Below are 16,767 nucleotides of genomic sequence, written 5' to 3' on the forward strand. Positions count from 1 at the left end.
CCTTAAGTGATGACGACACGCCCCCAGATCATCGCAGTGGTAGGAACCGGACCTCGCGGCGTACTCCTGCTGGAGCGCCTCATCGCCCAGCTGAAGCAACAAATGCTGCAACAGCCGGTGGAGCTGCATGCCATCGATGCCTGCGAACTGGGTTGTGGCAAGGTCTGGCGTACCGATCAACCCGATTGCCTGGTGATGGACAATTCAGTCGACGAGATGACTCTTTATTCGACCGAGGCGGATGTCGACAAAGCTTGTGCCGGCCAAGGCCCCTCCTTTGCCAGCTGGCTCGCCCGGCAGCCTTCGGCCGACAGCAGCGGTATCACGATCGGTCCGGTGACTTACCCGCCGCGCCGCCTATACGGACGCTACTTGAAGTTCGTCTACAATTCGCTGTCCGAGGGCCTGCCCAAACACCTTTCGCTAAAAGGGCACCAAGCAACCATCTCGGGAATCGAACCACAAGAGCTCGGTTACCACCTCATCCTCGAAGATCAAGAATCGCCACTGCTCGCTCACTCCGTCGTGCTATGCACCGGTCACGCAACCCTGGCTCCAGATACTCGACAGCAGCAGATCCAGGCCTTCGCCGACACTCATGGCCTGACCTATGTTGCTCCCGTACCTGCGGTCGACATGCAACTGGATAGCATCGGCTCGCAGCATAACGTCGGGATCCTGGGCCTGGGCTTGTCGTTCTACGACGCCCTCATGCTACTGACAGAGGCTCGCGGAGGGCATTTCGCCCCAGATTGCGAAAACCGCTTGCACTACCGGCGTAGCGGACGGGAACCCGAGCTGGTCGTGGCCGGTTCGAGAACCGGAGTGCCGATTCCCGTTCGCGGGCTACAGCAACGCCCTCCAGGCTGGCGATACGTCCCACGCCTGTTCACCGAGCAACAAGCACACATGTTGCGCGAACGAGCGCCCCTAGACTTTCGCCAAGATGTACAGCCCTGGATCAATGCAGAAATCAATCTCGTCTACTTCGAAACGCTGCTACGGCAATGTGGTGCACCCGATACACGTATCCATGCCTTCGCAGAGAATGTCCGATCACGTATCCACGATGGCGCAGGGCTCCTGCAGGCCCTCGGTGAGCAACGAGCCGCTGACGGCCTGGGCCGCTATCCCTTGCTCGACCTGCAACGCCTGGCCAATCCCTTCGCGCATCAGCAGTTCGACTCCCCTGCGGACTTTCAGGATCGGTTGCTCCAGCATGTGCGCCAGGACTTGCAACGCGCCTTGCAGGGCAATGTAGACAACCCTCTGAAGGCCGCCCTGGAAACCCTACGCGACACCCGGGCCATCCAGCGAATCACCGTCGACTTCTGCGGGCTCACTGCACAATCCCATCGGCAGTTCATTGATACCGACAGCCAGCCACTGTCCTTCCTGTCCGCTGGTACTCCCCTCTATCGTTCGCAGCAATTGCTCGCCCTGATCGACGCGGGCCTGCTACGCATCGTCGGTCCAGGGACCGTACTCGAAATGGAGTCCGTGGCAGGCAAATTCAACCTGCATTCACCCGCTGTGAGTGGCTCTTCAGTCCAGTTGGATGCCTTGATCGACGCTCGCCTGCCCAAAATCAACATCCACCGCGACTACTCTCCCTTGACCAGGCAACTGCTCAACCGAGGTGTATGGAGCAGCAGGAAAAACCTCGCAGGTGCCACTGCGTTCGATACCGGCGGAGTGAATGTAGAGCCTGACGCCTATCGCCCCTTGAGCCCGGAGGGACAGGTATGGAACAGACTGCATGTGCTGGGCCTGCCAACCGAACATACGCGCTGGTTCATGCAGGTGGGCATCGTGCGCCCCGGGCAGGAAAAATCCGGCCTGGGCCAGGACTGCGAACGGGTAGTGGCACAGCTGTGCAAAGACCTTCATGAGACGTCCCGATGACCCTGTACTGCGCACCATGAAAAAAGCCCCGTATCTTGCGATACGGGGCTTTTGCGTTGCAGCGAGGGCGGTCGGTTACAGGCCCGACTGGCCGCTCATGGCCAGGTCCAGCAGTTCCCGGTTGGCCACTGCGTACATGGCGTAGTCGGTGCCGCTGGCGGCACGGATTTCCACCATCATCGCGCGCCAGCGCTCGACCATGCTCAGGTTCTGCTCAAGCCACAGGGCCACGCGGGCTTCCATGTCTTGCGGCGCATCGGCCATTTGCAGGACCGAGATGGTGATCGCCCGCTGCTGCCAGTCCACGTCGTCGCGGAAGGCTTCGCGTGCCTGGGCCTGCCAGTTGTTGGCCACCGGCAGATCGCTGATCTGCTGCAGGTACCACGGCAGGTCCAGGGCGCTACCTACGGCGAAGTAGGCCTTGGCCACATCGGCGGCGTCGTGCCCGGTGACGTCGGCAGCCTCGATGATCGGCAGCAGGGTGTACAGGTGGGTCGTACCGGCCACCATGCGTGCCAGCAACTCCGGTACACCAGCCTCGACGTAGGCGGTGTAGCGCGACTGCCAGCCTTCGCGGGTCGGACCTTCCAGCAGCTCGTCGAGCTTCAGGCCCAGGGCTGCCAGGTGCGGACCGAAGTGCGCCACGTCACGGGCGGCATCCTGCTCGTTGCGACGGCTGCGCAGGAACCAGCGGGTAGCCCGGCGACCCAGGCGCATCAGTTCGTCCATCAGCTCCAGCTGCACCTGTGCCGAGACCTGGTGATCCAGGGCCTCGATCTGGCGGAACCAGTGCGGCAGGTGGAAGATATCGCGCACGATCACATAGGCGCCGGCCACGTTGGCCGGGCTCATGCCGGTGGACTCCTTCAAGCGCTGCACGAAGGTGATGCCCATGTGGTTGACCAGGTCGTTGGCGATCTGGGTGCTGACGATCTCGCGCTTCAGGCGGTGACGGCGCATGGCTTCGGCGAACTTGCTGACCAGGGTCGGCGGGAACGCGGTTTCCATGTCACGGGTCAGGTAGTCGTCATCCGGCACCAGGGAGCCCAGCAGCTGCTCCTTGAGGTCGATCTTGCTGTAGGAGATCAGCACCGACAGCTCCGGACGGGTCAGGCCCTTGCCGGCGGCGACGCGCTCGTTGAGCTGCTCTTCGCTGGGCAGGAACTCGATGGCCCGGTCCAGCTTGCCACGGCCTTCCAGGTCGCCCATCAGGCGCTTGTACTCGGCGATCCGCTCGTAGGCACGACGCGCAGCCAGGGACAGGGCCTGGGTCTGCTTGTAGTTGTTGCCCAGGACCAGGCCCGCCACTTCGTCGGTCATGCTCGCCAGCAGCTGGTTGCGCTGCTTGTCGGTCATGTCGCCGGCCTGCACCACTTCGTTGAGCAGGATCTTGATGTTCACTTCGTGGTCGGAGCAGTCCACGCCACCGGCGTTGTCGATGAAGTCGGTATTGGAGCCGCCGCCGTTGAGGCCGAACTCGACGCGACCCAGTTGGGTCATGCCCAGGTTGCCGCCCTCACCCACCACCTTGCAGCGCAGTTCGTTGCCGTTGACCCGCAGGGCGTCGTTGGCCTTGTCGCCGACATCGGCGTGGCTTTCGCTGCTGGCCTTGACATAGGTACCGATGCCGCCGTTCCACAACAGGTCCACCGGCGCCTTGAGCAAGGCGTTGAGCAGCTCGGTCGGGGTCAGCTTGTCGACCTGGATGTCGAAGCGTTCCTTCATCTGCGGCGAAATGGCGATGCTCTTCGCGCTACGGGAGAAGATGCCGCCACCCTCGGACATGATGCTGGCGTCGTAGTCGCTCCAGGCCGAGCGCGGCAGGTCGAACAGGCGCTTGCGCTCGACGAAGCTGGTGGCCGGATCCGGATTCGGGTCGACGAAGATATGCAGGTGGTTGAACGCCGCCACCAGTTGCAGCTTGTCGGACATCAGCAGGCCGTTGCCGAACACGTCGCCGGCCATGTCGCCCACGCCCACCACGCTGATCGGGTCTTCCTGGACGTTGATGCCGCGCTCGCGGAAGTGACGCTGCACGCCGACCCAGGCGCCACGGGCGGTGATGCCCATCTTCTTGTGGTCGTAGCCGGCCGAACCACCGGAGGCGAAGGCGTCGCCGAGCCAGAAGCCGTAGTCGATGGCGATGCTGTTGGCGATGTCGGAGAAGGTCGCGGTGCCCTTGTCGGCCGCCACCACCAGGTACGGATCATCGTCGTCGTGGCGAACCACGTTGGCCGGCGGCACCACGCCACCGTCCTTAAGGTTGTCGGTGATGTCCAGCAGGCCGGAGATGAAGATGCGGTAGCACGCTACGCCTTCAGCGGCGATCTCGTCACGGCTGCCGCCCAGTGGCAGGCGACGCGGCAGGAAGCCACCCTTGGCGCCCACCGGCACGATCACCGAGTTCTTCACTTGCTGGGCTTTTACCAGGCCCAGGACTTCGGTACGGAAGTCTTCCTCGCGATCCGACCAGCGCAGGCCGCCGCGGGCGACGTTGCCGAAGCGCAGGTGCACGCCCTCGACCCGTGGCGAGTAGACGAAGATCTCGAACTTCGGCACCGGCTTGGGCAGCTCGGGGATCAGCTTCGGATTGAACTTGAAGCTGAAGTACGACTTGTTCTGGCCGTTGGCATCGGGCTGGTAGAAGTTGGTGCGCAGGGTGGCCTTGATCAGGTCCAGGTAGCGCCGCAGGATGCGGTCCTCGTTGAGCACCTGGACGTCGTCCAGGGCGGTGAGGATCGCTTGCTCCAGGCGCTGCTGCTTGTCGTCCAGGTCTTCCTGGGTCAGCTTGCGGGCCAGGTAGAAGCGGGTCTTGAACAACCGGGTCAGCTCGCGGGCGATGTCGGTGTGGTTGTTCAGGGTGCTGGCGATATAGCCCAGGTCGAAGCCCAAGCGGATCTGCTTCAGGTAGCGGGCGTAGGCACGCAGCAGCGCCACGTCGCGCCATGGCAGACCGGCGGTCAGCACCAGGCGGTTGAAGGCATCGTTCTCGGCGTCGCCGCTGACGATGTGGACGAAGGCGTCCTGCAGCGTGTCGTTGAGCTGCTGGATATCCAGGTCCAGGCCTTCGGCGGCGGTGAAGGCGAAATCGTGGATCCAGAACTCGCGGCCATTGTTGTGGCGCAGGCGATACGGGAACTCACCCAGGACCCGCAGGCCGAGGTTTTCCAGGATCGGCAGCACGTCGGACAGCGCCAGCGGGGTATCGGCGTGGTACAGCTTGCAGTGCAGCTCGCGCTGGCCGGTCACCTGGCCCAGTGGCTGGTAGAAGCTCATCACCAGCGGGTTGCTTTCGCTCAGGCTCAGCAGGTGCTGCATGTCCACCACCGCCGAGTGGGCGGCGAAACGCTCGCGGTAGCCGGCCGGGAAACCTTTCGGGAAGTCAGCCAGGACATTGGTGCCGTGGGCTTCGCCGAAGCTCTCGACCACCAGGCTGGCGTAGTCGTCCTGCCAGCTGCGGCAGGCCTGCACCACTTCGCGCTCCAGCAGCAGCGGATCGATGTCGATACGCTGTTTCGGGTCGACCCGCAGGATCAGTTGCACGCGGGCAAGGACCGACTCGGAGAAGAAGGTCCAGAACTCGCAGTCGGTGGCCTGCAGGCGCTCCATCAGGACCTGCTGGATCTTCTGCCGCACTTCGGTGGAGTAGATGTCGCGCGGCACGTAGGCCAGGCAGTAGCAGAAACGGCCGTACGGGTCCTTGCGCAGGAATACCCGGATCTTGTTGCGTTCCTGGATCTGCACGATGGACATCACGGTGCTGAACAGCTCGTCCACCGGCGTCTGGAACAGATCGTCACGGGGCAGCACTTCCAGGACCTGGGCCAGTTCCTTGCCCAGGTGGGCCTTGGGCTGGAAGCCGGAACGCTGCTCGATGACCTCGACCTTGCGGCGGATGTACGGGATCACCCGCACGCTCTCGCCATACACCGAGGAGGTGTAGAGGCCCATGAAGCGGCATTCCTTGATCACCTTGCCGTCGGCATCGATCTGGCGGATCGACACGAAGTCCGGGTAGGCCGGGCGATGCACGCGGCTGGGCAGCGAAGCCTTGGCGAACGACAGCGGCGTCGGCTCGCGCAGGTAGTTCACGGCGTAGTCTTCGATGTGCAGGTCGTCGCCGGTGAGGCCGGCGCGCAGCAGCTTGGCCAGGCCCAGGAAGGAGTTCGGGTCATATTCGATATGCCCGCCTTCCTGGTCGGTGCCGACCACGAACTCCTCGTAGCCCAGGAAGGTGAAGTGGTTGTCCACCAGCCACTCCAGGAAGCTCTTGATCTCGGACTTCTCGTCGGCGGCGATGGCGAACTGGCTGTTGTCGATGCTCTGGATCAGTTCCTGGACCTTGGCCTTCATCGGCTCGAAGTCGGCCACGGCGACACGCACCTCGCCCAGCACCTGCTCCAGCTCCTTGCCCAGCACGCTCAGTTCGGCGGCGTTGGCGCAGCGGTCGATCTCCAGGTACATCAGCGACTCTTTCTGCACGCCTTCGCCCTGGGTGCCCTTGGGCAGGATCTCCAGGAGCTCGCCCTTGCTGCCGCGGCGCACGCTGAGCACGGCGGTCTGCAGGGTGTGGATGCTGTAGCCGCGACGGTTGAGCTCGGTGCGGACCGAGTCCACCAGGAAAGGCAGGTCATGGTGCAGGACTTCCACCGCGGTGTGGGTCGACTGCCAGCCATGACGTTCGTAATCGGGGTTGTAGACGCGCACTTGCGGTTGCGCGTGATCGAAGCGCTCAAGCAGGCGCCAGGCAGAGAGGGTGCAGCCCGCCAGGTCGGACATGCGACGCTGGGTGAGTTCGTCCAGGGAAATGATGCCGAAGAATTGTTCAGCGAACAGCGCCACTTGTGGCAGTGCCTGTTCACTGATGTGCTGCGCCAGTGCCGCTTGCAGTTGGTGCTGGAAGTCGGCCTTGCTGGCTGCGGTGAAGAACGCCATCTGTGGTACTCCGCTTGAGCTTGTTATTGATGGTAGCGTCGCGTGTGGCCCCTTGAGGGGCGCCGGGGCATCCTGCTCCTGAATCTCGGGCAGAGGTTGCAGGGTGCCAGGTGAATGAAGCTGGACGAGGCGTGCAGGTCACATTCACTTCTTCCCGGGATGGGCATCTGCCAAGGCGAACGGGGCCATGCCTTGGCCGGTGATCATCACAAAACAGACGCAACCCATTGCACTTGAGAACAAATTGTCCGCTGCGCAGCTTAACGAGTGCGATGCGACAGCTGCTTGCGATGCTGCGACATATTCGGTCAACGGCACGCAACCGGCTGCTCACGCCCAGAACAACACTAGCAGCCACTGGAAAAAAACCTCGGGTTTTCCCCGCTTTCACGGGACTTGCGTACCAAAAATGACCGAGGCACCGATTGCGTTCACAACCTGTCCACTGGCAGACAGATCAGCAGAAATTCCCCGGCGCTGGCAGAATTGCCTCTTTTGCCCTGCCCCAGGAATACCTCCATGCAGATGACCACCGCCCACCTGATCGCCAACCCCTGCGATGACGAAGAAGACAACATGGCCATGCTCTGCTGCCACAGCACCCAGGGCGAGATGTTCCTGATGAGCCGCTATCCGGACGAGGATGAGCTGGAAATCACCCTCGACGGCGAGCCCTCGACCCTGGACGGGGTCAAGGTGACCCTCAGCCCCACCACCCTGCTGATCGAGATCGCCGCGACCGACGCCGATGCCCTCAACGGCTCGGACCACCTGCAAATCCACCACGCCACCAGCGCCGCCGACCTGGCCGAAGTGGAGCTGACCCTCAAGAACATCCTCAAGGGCACCGGCACCTACATCAGCCAACTGTCCTGAGCCTGTGGCAGCAGGCGCCAGTTCCTAGGGTGCCGAGGGCATCGTGTAGCCACTACCGCAAGCTGCACATGCCCCCATAGCGGGCACCAGGCTCCGGTCGTGCCAGGCGCCTTGCGAAAAAGTCGGGATTTTTTCGAAATCACTCTTTCCCCGTTAGTCGGCGGGGCCTGCTATGGATTAAAGTATCGCCCCCGGCCCAGGCGTTATCACAACGTCCGGGCGCACCCTCTCCAGGAACACTCATCGATGGAACATCGTGAAGCGCTCTTAGCGCTGCGAACCTTTCTTTCAACGCAGATTCTCGGCCAGGAAAAACTCATCGAGCGCTTGCTCATCGCCCTGCTCGCCGACGGCCACATGCTGGTCGAGGGCGCTCCGGGCCTGGCCAAGACCAAGGCCATCAAGGAGTTGGCCGACGGCGTCGAAGCACAGTTCCATCGAATCCAGTTCACCCCCGACCTGTTGCCCGCCGACATCACCGGCACCGAGATCTATCGCCCGGAAACCGGCAGCTTCGTGTTCCAGCAAGGCCCGATCTTCCACAACCTGGTGCTGGCGGACGAAATCAACCGGGCCCCGGCCAAGGTCCAGTCGGCGCTGCTGGAGGCCATGGCCGAGCGCCAGGTCAGCGTCGGTCGCAGCACCTATGAACTGTCGCCGCTGTTCCTGGTGATGGCGACCCAGAACCCCATCGAGCAGGAAGGCACCTACCCGCTGCCCGAAGCCCAGCTCGACCGTTTCCTGATGCACGTCAAGATCGGTTTCCCGGATGCCGCCGTGGAGCGGCGCATCCTCCAGCAGGCCCGGGGCGAAGCGCTGAACGGCGAGACCATGCCGGAGCGACGGGTCAGCCAGCAGGCGATCTTCGCCGCCCGCAAGGAAATCCTCGGCCTGTACATGGCCGATGCGGTGGAGGAATACCTGGTGCAACTGGTCATGGCCACCCGCACCCCGGGCAAGTTCGACCCGGAACTGGCCGAGTGGATCGCCTACGGCGCCAGCCCCCGCGGCTCCATCGCCCTGGATCGCTGCGCGCGCGCCCATGCCTGGCTGGCCGGACGCGACTTCGTCAGCCCCGAGGACATCCAGGCGGTGCTGTTCGACGTGTTGCGCCATCGCATCATCCTGTCCTTCGAAGCAGAAGCGGCAGGCATCGACCAGGACCGTGTGGTACAGCGCATCCTCGACGTCGTTGCCGTCGCCTGACCTCCATGACCCACGCCAGCGCCGAACCCGGCATCCGCATCACCCTCGGTGAACTGATCGAGATGCGCCACCGCGTGCGCGAGGTGCAGCTGTTCTCCACGCCCAGCCAGCGCAGCCCGCTGGTGGGGCTGCACCATTCCAAGCTGCGCGGGCGTGGGGTGGACTTCGACCAGGTACGGGTCTACCAGGCCGGTGACGACGTGCGCACCATCGATTGGCGCGTCACCGCGCGGACCCAGGAACCCCATACCAAGTTGTTCCACGAAGAGCGCGAGCGGCCAATCTTCATCATGGTCGAGCAGAGCCGCCAGCTGTTCTTCGGCTCCGGGCTGATGTTCAAGTCGGTGCTCGCCGCCCAGGCCGCGAGCCTGATCGGCTGGGCCGCCCTGGGCCACAACGACCGGGTCGGTGGCCTGGTCTTTGGCGACGACGAGCACTACGAGATCAAGCCCCGGCGCAGCAAGCAGAGCCTGCTGCAATTGCTCAACCGCCTGGTGCGGGTCAACCAGTCGCTGCACGCCGAAGCCCAGCCCCAGCGCGACGCCCTCGGCACCGCCCTGCTGCGCGGCCGCGAAGTGCTGCGCCCTGGCAGCTTGGTGATCGTGATCTGCGACGAGCGCGCCCTGAGCGATGCCGCCGAGCAACAACTGAGCCTGCTGTCGCGTCATTGCGACCTGCTACTGATGCCGCTCTCCGATCCCCTGGACCACGCCCTGCCCGCCGCCGGCCTGATGCGCTTCGCCGAGCGCGGCGCACAGCTGGAACTCGATACCCTGAGCTATGAGCTGCGCCAGGCCTACCGTGCCCAGAGCGAAGCACGCATCGCCCGTTGGGAGCGCCTGGCGCAAAAACTGCGGGTATTGCTGATGCCCTTGAGTACCCAGAGCGAGATGGTCGAGCAACTGCGCGAGTACCTCAACCCGCAGCGTCCGGGAGCCGGCCGATGAGCAGCCTGGAGCAACTGCAACCCCTGCTGCCACCGCCGCCAGTCGGCCTGTGGCCACCAGCGCCAGGCTGGTGGTTGCTGGCCGTATTGCTACCGGCATTGGCTTTCGCGGCCTGGCATTGGCGGCACCTGTGGCCACGCAAGAAAGCACCGACCCGGGCCGAGCAACCCCTGGACCCGGTGCGCCTGGCCGCCCTGGCGGAACTGGCGCTGCTGCCCAAGCCCTATGACGGCGCCCCGGCCGGCGCCTGGCTGCAGGCGCTCAACGCGCTGCTCAAGCGCCTGTGCCGCAACCACTACCCCAATAGCCAGAGCCATACCCTCAACGGTCGCAAGTGGCTGGCGTTCCTCGACAACCGCTGCCCGGCCGCCGGGCTGACCCGCTGGATGGTCTTGGTCGAAGGCGCCTACAAGCCCGAGTGCAAGCTCGACGACAAAGCCATCGCCGGCCTGACCCAGGCGGTGGATACCTGGATTCGCAAGCATGTTTGAGTTCGCCTGGCCATGGGTCTTCGCCCTGCTGCCCCTGCCCTGGTTGTTGCGCCTGGTATTGCCAGTGGCCGATAGCGGCGAACCGGCGCTCAAGGTCAGCTTCCTCAGCGACCTGGAAAGCCTGTCGCGCAGGCGCGCCCGGGCGCACCTGCCCACCTGGCGCCAGCAGGCCCGCTTCATCCTGCTGTGGGTCCTGCTCCTACTGGCGGCGGCACGCCCACAATGGCTGGGGGAACCACTACCGGTGGCCGCCAGCGGCCGCGACCTGCTGGTGGCGGTGGATGTTTCCGGCTCCATGGACTTCCCCGACATGCAGTGGCAAGACGAGGACGTCAGCCGCCTGAGCCTGGTCAAGCACCTCTTGGGAGACTTTCTCGAACATCGCGAAGGCGACCGGGTGGGCTTGATCCTGTTCGGCAGCAAGGCCTACCTGCAAGCGCCCCTGACCTTCGACCGGCATACGGTGCGGGTCTGGCTGGATGAGGCGAAGATCGGCATCGCCGGCAAGAACACCGCCATCGGCGACGCCATTGGCCTGGCCCTGAAACGCCTGCGCCTGCGCCCGGCCCAGAGCCGGGTGCTGATCCTGGTGACCGATGGCGCCAACAATGGCGGCGAGATCGCCCCCATCACCGCCGCGCGTTTGGCCGCCGAGGAAGGCGTGAAGATCTATCCGATCGGCATCGGTGCCGATCCCGAACAGAGCGCCACCCTGGGCGTACTGGGGATCAACCCCAGCCTGGACCTGGACGAACCGGCGCTCAAGGAGCTGGCCGAGGTCACCGGCGGGCGCTACTTCCGTGCCCGCGACGGCCAGGAGCTGGCGACGATCAAGGACACCCTCGACCAGTTGGAGCCGGTGGCCCAGCAACCGACCCAGGCCCGTCCGGCCCAGGCCCTGTATAGCTGGCCACTGGCGGCGGCGCTGCTGCTCAGCGTACTGCTGGTGGTGCGCGAGCGCTGGCCGCACAACCCCCTGCAACGATTCCTCACCCAGGAGCACTTTCTGCAACCCTTGCCCGACTGGCGACAACGCCTCAAGCGCCTGCGCCTGCGGAGGCGTCGATGATCAGCCTCTGGCCTCACTGGTTCCGACCCTGGTGGCTGCTGGTGCTACCGCTGCTGGCATTGCTGCTATGGAAGCTCTGGCACCGGCAGAAACGTGCCGGACGCTGGCAACTGATCCTGCCACCGGCCTTTCATGCCGCCCTGCTCAGCGGCGGCAGTGGTCGCGAAAGCAAGCTGCCATGGATCGCCCTGGGCCTAGCCTGGTTGCTGGCGGTGCTGGCCCTGATGGGCCCCAGCTGGCAGCGCGTGGAACAGACCAGCCAGAAGCCCGCCGATCCGCTGGTGGTGCTGCTGGAACTGACCCCGCAGATGCTGGCCGGCGATGTGCCGCCCAATCGCCTGGACCAGGCCCGGCACAAACTGCTGGACCTCTTGGCCCTGCGCAGCGATGCCCAGACCGCCATCGTGGTCTATGCCGGCAGCGCCCACACCCTGGTGCCGCTGTCCGACGACCTGGCGACCAGTCGCAACCTGCTGGACGCCCTCAAGCCGTCGATCATGCCCGAGGCCGGCCAGCGCGCCGACCTGGCCTTGCTCAAGGCGCTCAAGCTGCTGGACCAGGGTGCCCTGGGCCAGGGCCGGGTACTGCTGATGGCCTCCTCCCTCAGCGAACAGGAGCGCCAGGGCATCCGCCAGGCCCTGGACGGCGATGGCCCACAGTTGCTGATGCTGGGTATCGGCAGTCGCGACGGGGCCCCGGTGCCTCTGGATGATGGCAGTTACCTCAAGGATGACCTGGGGGCGATCCTGGTATCGCGCCTGGACAGCCCGAGCCTCAAGCAATTCATCGGTGAGGTCGACGGCCGTTATCGCCAGGCACGCCTGGATGACAGCGACCTGCGAGGCCTGGGCCTGCTAGGCAACCCCCAAGGCGTGCGCAACGACGGCCAGACCCTGCGCCTGGATACCTGGGCCGATCAGGGTTATTGGCTGCTGCTACCGTTGCTGCTCCTGGCCGCCTGCGCCGGTCGCCGAGGCTGGCTGTTCTGCCTGCCGCTGCTGTTGCTCGGCGCACCACAACCCAGCTACGCCTTCGACTTCAACGATCTCTGGCTGCGCCCCGACCAACAGGGCCAGCGCCTGTTGCAGCAACAGCGCCCAGCCGAAGCCGCGCGGCACTTCCAGGACCGGCAGTGGCAAGGCATGGCGTTGTACGAAGCCGGCAACTACACTGCCGCCGCCGAGCGCTTTGCCGAAGGCAACGATGCCCGCGCCCATTACAATCGCGCCAATGCCCTGGCCCGCAGCGGCGAGCTGGAGGCGGCTGTCGACGCCTACGAACAGGCGCTGGACCTGGAGCCCGACCTGCAACCGGCACAACAGAACCTGGCCCTGGTGCAAAGCCTGCTGCAGCAACAGGCTGCCGAGCCGCCAGCGCCACAGACGGCCGACCCCGAGGCCGAGGACAGTGCCCGCTCCGAGGCCAATGGCGCGGCCACCACCCCGGTGCCCGGCAGCGAGACTCCAGTCGAGCCTCCTCCGGCGACGCCAGGTACAGGTGAAACCACGCAACCGGACCCGCAGGCCCCAGGGCACAGCGAGGTCCCCGGCAGCGAACTGGACGACGAACACACAACCACCCCGCTGCGCCCGGCGGTAGACAGCCTGGATGCTGAACACCAACAGGCACTGGAGCAGTGGCTGCGCAAGATCCCGGACGATCCGGGTGAACTGCTCAGGCGCAAGTTCTGGTACGAACAGCAAACCCATCAGGATCAGGGAAAAACTCGATGAGCCGCTGCACCGCCCTTCTGCTTGCCCTTGTGCTCTGGTGCTCACAGTCCCAGGCCGCCGGGCTGCTCGCCAGCCTGGACCGCAGCCAGGTGAACGCCGGGGAAACCGTCGAGCTGACCCTGGAGTCCAGTGATGTCACCCAGTTCGGCAAGCCGGACCTGACCCCTCTGCAGGCGCAGTTCGAAGTACGCGGTACGCGCCAGGTCAACCAGCTCAACAGCCTCGGGGACAGCCACGCCAGTACCCGCTGGATCATCACCCTGCTGCCGCTGCACACCGGCACGCTGGCCATCGAGCCACTGCAACTGGGCGAGATGCGCAGCCAGGCCCTGACCCTGCAGGTCAACGCCACCCCTGCGCAGGAGCAGCAAACGCACCTGGAGCCGGTGTTCATCGATGCCGAGCTGGACCAGCCCAAGGTCTATGTCCAGGCCCAGGCCCTGCTGACCCTGCACATCTACCATTCGGTGCCGTTGTTCGATGACAGTAACCTGAGCCCCTTGCAACTGAGCGATGCCCGGGTCGAACAGCTGGGAGAACCGCGCACCTACGAGAAGCTCATCAATGGCGTGCGCCACGGGGTGATCGAGATGCGCTATGCCATCTACCCCCAGCGCAGCGGCGTGCTCAAGATCCCATCGCTGACGTTCAGCGCCACCCTGGCGACTCCCGGCAACCCCCAGGACAACTCGCCCCAAGCCTCCAGGTCCGGCAAGCTGATCCATGTCAGCTCGGCGCCAATGGAGCTTGCGGTCATGGCCAAGCCGGCCACCTACCCTGCCGACGAGCCCTGGCTGCCGGCCCGCAGCCTGAGCCTGAGCGAGAGCTGGAGCCCCGAGCCTGAGCAGCCCCAGGTCGGCGACTCCCTGACCCGCAGCCTGACCCTGCGCGCCGAGGGCTTGTCCAGCGCCCAGTTGCCGCCGCTACCGACCACCGAGGTCAGTGGCCTGCGCAGCTACCCGGATCAGCCGCAACTGAGCAACCAGCCGGTCGAGCAAGGTGTGCTGGGCATCCGCGAAGAGCGCCAGGCCCTGGTGCCGAGCCGGACCGGCAACATCGAGCTGCCGGCCATGGAAGTCACCTGGTGGAACACCCAGCAAGACCGCCTGGAACATGCCAGCCTGCCGGCACGAACCCTGCAGGTGGCAAGCAACCCGAACCTGATGGTGGACACTCCGGCCAGCACCCCACAGGCCAGCAACACCGCCGAAGGCCTGTGGCTCTGGCAACTCAGTACACTGCTGCTGGCCTGTACCACCCTGCTGGGCTTCGGCCTGTGGTGGCGCGCCCGCTCGCAACCGGCGGTAGCACGGGTGGCCCAGAGCGGCCCTAGCCCGCGCTCGCTGCTGGACGACCTCAAGCGTGCCTGCCAGGCCAACGATCCCCAAGCCACGCGCCAGGCCCTGGATGCCTGGGCCCGCCAGCAACCCGAGACCCTGGCCGAAATGGCTGCGCGTTTTGTCCTGCTCTCCGACGCCCTGGACGGACTCAACGGCGCCCTCTACAGCGAAAGCGGCCAGTACTGGCAAGGCGAGGAGCTGTGGCGAGCGGTCGGCACCCTCCCCGTAGCCGAGCGGACCCAGGCCCCGCAAGCCGACACCACGAGCCTGCCACCGCTCTACCCCAAGTAACCCGCCCCCAGGAGCCGGCCTGCCCGCGAAGGTGATCTCGCGGGCCTCTTCGCCGGCAGCGCCCCTCCTGCATTCAGCGATGGCGGCCGTGCACCAGAACGCAAAAAGCCCTGCACCCGGCGACAAGCCAGGGGCGCATGCCTGCGCGTAACTTAAGGCCGTGGGCGCAACAGCCGTCGCGCACCACCTCGAGAACAACAAGAACTCAGGTGAGCCATGAGCACAGTAGATCCGATCACCCTCGCCGTGGTGCGAGGGGCGCTGGAGACCGCCCAGCGTGAAATGACCCTGACCCTGGAGAAAACCGGCCGTTCCAGCGTCTTCAACCTGGCCCACGACTACTCCAATGCGTTGTTCGACCACCTCCCGGAAATGGTCCTCCAGGGCCAGGACATCCCGATCCACCTCGGCTCGCTGATCCCGGCCATGAAATGCGTGGCCGGGTTCTTCGGCGACGACATCCACGAAGGGGACGTGATCTACCACAACGACCCGGCCTACCAGGGCAGCCATATCCTCGACTGCTGCATGTACAAACCGGTGTTCTACCAGGGCGAACTGGTGTTCTGGACCGTGTGCAAGGGCCACCTCACCGACATCGGCGGCCCGGTGCCCGCCGGCTACAACCCGGACGCCAGGGAAATCTACGCCGAGGGCCTGCGGATTCCTCCGGTCAAGCTCTGGTCCCGGGGCCAGCGCCGCGAGGATGTGATCAACCTGCTGCTGACCAACATGCGCGCCCGGGTCTACCAGGAAGGCGACCTGAATGCCCAGTACGGCGCCTGCAGCGTCGGCGAGCGGCACCTGCTGCAACTCCTGGAGCGCTACGGCGTGGAGCAGGTGCGCGCCTGCATTGGCGAGCTCAAGGACATGGCCGACCGGCACATGCGCGCGCTGCTGCGCGAGGTGCCGGATGGCCTCTACCATGGCAGCGCGGTGCTGGAGGACTCGGGCCACGGCCTGGGCCAGCTGACCATCACCGCCCAGGTGCAGATCAGCGGCGATCAGGCCCGGGTGCGCATCGACAGCCCGCCCCAGGTGCCCTACTTCATCAACTCCTACGCCGGCAACTCGGTGTCCGGGGTGTACCTTGGGCTGATGATGTTCGCCCAGGTGCCGCCGCCCTATAACGAGGGCCTGTATCGCTGCATCAGCGTCGACCTGGGGGAGCCAGGAACCCTGTGCAACGCCAGCGAACCCGCGCCCCACGTCAACAGCACCACCACCCCCATGGAAACCCTCGCCGACGCGGTGCGCCAGGCCCTGGAACAGGCCGCGCCGGAACGGGTCACCGCGTCCTGGGGCCATGCCAGCGGAATCAACATCGCCGGCCACGACCCGCGCAACGACAACGCCGAATACGTGACCATGGTCCTGGCCTCGATCATCTCCGGGGCCGGGGCCAACCAGGCCATGGACGGCTGGCCGGCCTGCGGCCCGCTGTGCTGCTTCGGCGCGCTGATGTCCGGCGACATCGAACTGCTGGAATACGCCTACCCGATCCTCATCCACCGCTACAGCCTGATCACCGACAGCGGCGGCGCCGGGCAGTTTCGCGGCGGCTCGGGCACCTGCATCGAGATCGAACCCTTGCAACACCCCATGACCGTGGTGGGTTTCGGCGAAGGCCGGCAACTGCCCACCGCCGGGGCCGCCGGGGCGCGCAACGGCTTGCTGGCGCCCAAGCTCGGACGCCTGACCCATCGCCGCGCCGACGGCCAGGAACAGGCCTACCAGCACAACGCCCAGTTGATCGCGCAACCGGGGGAGCGGGTGATCAACCTCAATCCCGGCGGTGGCGGCTATGGCGCCCCCTTCCTGCGACCCCTGGAGCGAGTGGCCGAAGACCTGCGCAACGGCCTGATCTCCCTCGAAGGCGCGCGCCTGGACTACGGCGTGGTGTTCGACACCGAGCAGCGCCTGGACCACGACGCCACCCGCGCCCTGCGCGCCCGCCCCTGACCCCACGGAGCA

Annotated in this window: 10 protein-coding genes; 9 read left to right on the forward strand and 1 reads right to left on the reverse strand. The window is 65.4% G+C overall.

Annotated features, from left to right (window positions below; all coding sequences use genetic code 11):
• Positions 1-9: 9 nt before the first annotated feature.
• A complete protein-coding gene (locus I9018_RS17640) occupies positions 10-1,905 on the forward strand; it encodes an FAD/NAD(P)-binding protein (protein ID WP_241107024.1) in 1,896 nt (631 codons plus the stop codon).
• 75 nt (positions 1,906-1,980) lie between these two features.
• Here I9018_RS17640 and I9018_RS17645 read toward each other — a convergent pair whose 3' ends face one another.
• A complete protein-coding gene (locus I9018_RS17645) occupies positions 1,981-6,840 on the reverse strand; it encodes an NAD-glutamate dehydrogenase (RefSeq protein WP_241107025.1) in 4,860 nt (1,619 codons plus the stop codon).
• A 519-nt stretch (positions 6,841-7,359) separates the two neighbouring features.
• On the opposite strand from I9018_RS17645, the gene I9018_RS17650 reads away from it, so the two are divergent.
• The 8 genes from I9018_RS17650 (at position 7,360) to I9018_RS17685 (ending at position 16,755) form a co-directional block, all read left to right on the forward strand.
• Positions 7,360-7,716: a hypothetical protein gene (locus I9018_RS17650; RefSeq protein ID WP_068588284.1), complete on the forward strand. Its 357-nt coding sequence runs from the start codon at positions 7,360-7,362 to the stop codon at positions 7,714-7,716.
• 246 nt (positions 7,717-7,962) lie between these two features.
• On the forward strand, positions 7,963-8,922 hold the full coding sequence (locus I9018_RS17655) for a MoxR family ATPase (protein WP_068588282.1): 960 nt from the start codon (positions 7,963-7,965) through the stop codon (positions 8,920-8,922).
• A 5-nt stretch (positions 8,923-8,927) separates the two neighbouring features.
• On the forward strand, positions 8,928-9,869 hold the full coding sequence (locus I9018_RS17660; RefSeq protein WP_068588279.1) for a DUF58 domain-containing protein: 942 nt from the start codon (positions 8,928-8,930) through the stop codon (positions 9,867-9,869).
• Positions 9,866-10,360, forward strand: a complete 495-nt coding sequence (locus I9018_RS17665; protein ID WP_068588277.1) for a DUF4381 domain-containing protein — start codon at positions 9,866-9,868, stop codon at positions 10,358-10,360. The genes I9018_RS17660 and I9018_RS17665 overlap by 4 nt, the downstream gene beginning before the upstream one ends.
• On the forward strand, positions 10,353-11,429 hold the full coding sequence (locus I9018_RS17670) for a VWA domain-containing protein (RefSeq protein ID WP_068588274.1): 1,077 nt from the start codon (positions 10,353-10,355) through the stop codon (positions 11,427-11,429). Before I9018_RS17665 ends, I9018_RS17670 begins: the two co-directional genes overlap by 8 nt.
• The gene (locus tag I9018_RS17675; protein ID WP_068588272.1) at positions 11,426-13,162 is read left to right on the forward strand and encodes a VWA domain-containing protein; all 1,737 of its coding nucleotides are present in this window, start codon (positions 11,426-11,428) and stop codon (positions 13,160-13,162) included. Before I9018_RS17670 ends, I9018_RS17675 begins: the two co-directional genes overlap by 4 nt.
• On the forward strand, positions 13,159-14,793 hold the full coding sequence (locus tag I9018_RS17680) for a BatD family protein (protein ID WP_068588269.1): 1,635 nt from the start codon (positions 13,159-13,161) through the stop codon (positions 14,791-14,793). Before I9018_RS17675 ends, I9018_RS17680 begins: the two co-directional genes overlap by 4 nt.
• Positions 14,794-15,009: 216 nt before the next feature.
• Positions 15,010-16,755: a hydantoinase B/oxoprolinase family protein gene (locus I9018_RS17685; protein WP_277398074.1), complete on the forward strand. Its 1,746-nt coding sequence runs from the start codon at positions 15,010-15,012 to the stop codon at positions 16,753-16,755.
• The last annotated feature ends 12 nt before the right edge of the window (positions 16,756-16,767 follow it).

Origin of the sequence: Pseudomonas sp. MPFS (assembly GCF_022537035.1) — a bacterium.
Lineage (GTDB): Bacteria > Pseudomonadota > Gammaproteobacteria > Pseudomonadales > Pseudomonadaceae > Aquipseudomonas > Aquipseudomonas sessilinigenes.

Bases quoted from the DNA above. Each gene is read 5' to 3' on its own strand.
- I9018_RS17675 (WP_068588272.1), top strand. From the start codon at position 11,426: ATGATCAGCCTCTGGCCTCACTGGTTCCGACCCTGGTGGCTGCTGGTG.
- I9018_RS17655 (WP_068588282.1), top strand. From the start codon at position 7,963: ATGGAACATCGTGAAGCGCTCTTAGCGCTGCGAACCTTTCTTTCAACG.
- I9018_RS17670 (WP_068588274.1), top strand. From the start codon at position 10,353: ATGTTTGAGTTCGCCTGGCCATGGGTCTTCGCCCTGCTGCCCCTGCCC.
- I9018_RS17660 (WP_068588279.1), top strand. From the start codon at position 8,928: ATGACCCACGCCAGCGCCGAACCCGGCATCCGCATCACCCTCGGTGAA.
- I9018_RS17650 (WP_068588284.1), top strand. From the start codon at position 7,360: ATGCAGATGACCACCGCCCACCTGATCGCCAACCCCTGCGATGACGAA.
- I9018_RS17685 (WP_277398074.1), top strand. From the start codon at position 15,010: ATGAGCACAGTAGATCCGATCACCCTCGCCGTGGTGCGAGGGGCGCTG.
- I9018_RS17665 (WP_068588277.1), top strand. From the start codon at position 9,866: ATGAGCAGCCTGGAGCAACTGCAACCCCTGCTGCCACCGCCGCCAGTC.
- I9018_RS17640 (WP_241107024.1), top strand. From the start codon at position 10: ATGACGACACGCCCCCAGATCATCGCAGTGGTAGGAACCGGACCTCGC.
- I9018_RS17645 (WP_241107025.1), bottom strand. From the start codon at position 6,840: ATGGCGTTCTTCACCGCAGCCAGCAAGGCCGACTTCCAGCACCAACTG.
- I9018_RS17680 (WP_068588269.1), top strand. From the start codon at position 13,159: ATGAGCCGCTGCACCGCCCTTCTGCTTGCCCTTGTGCTCTGGTGCTCA.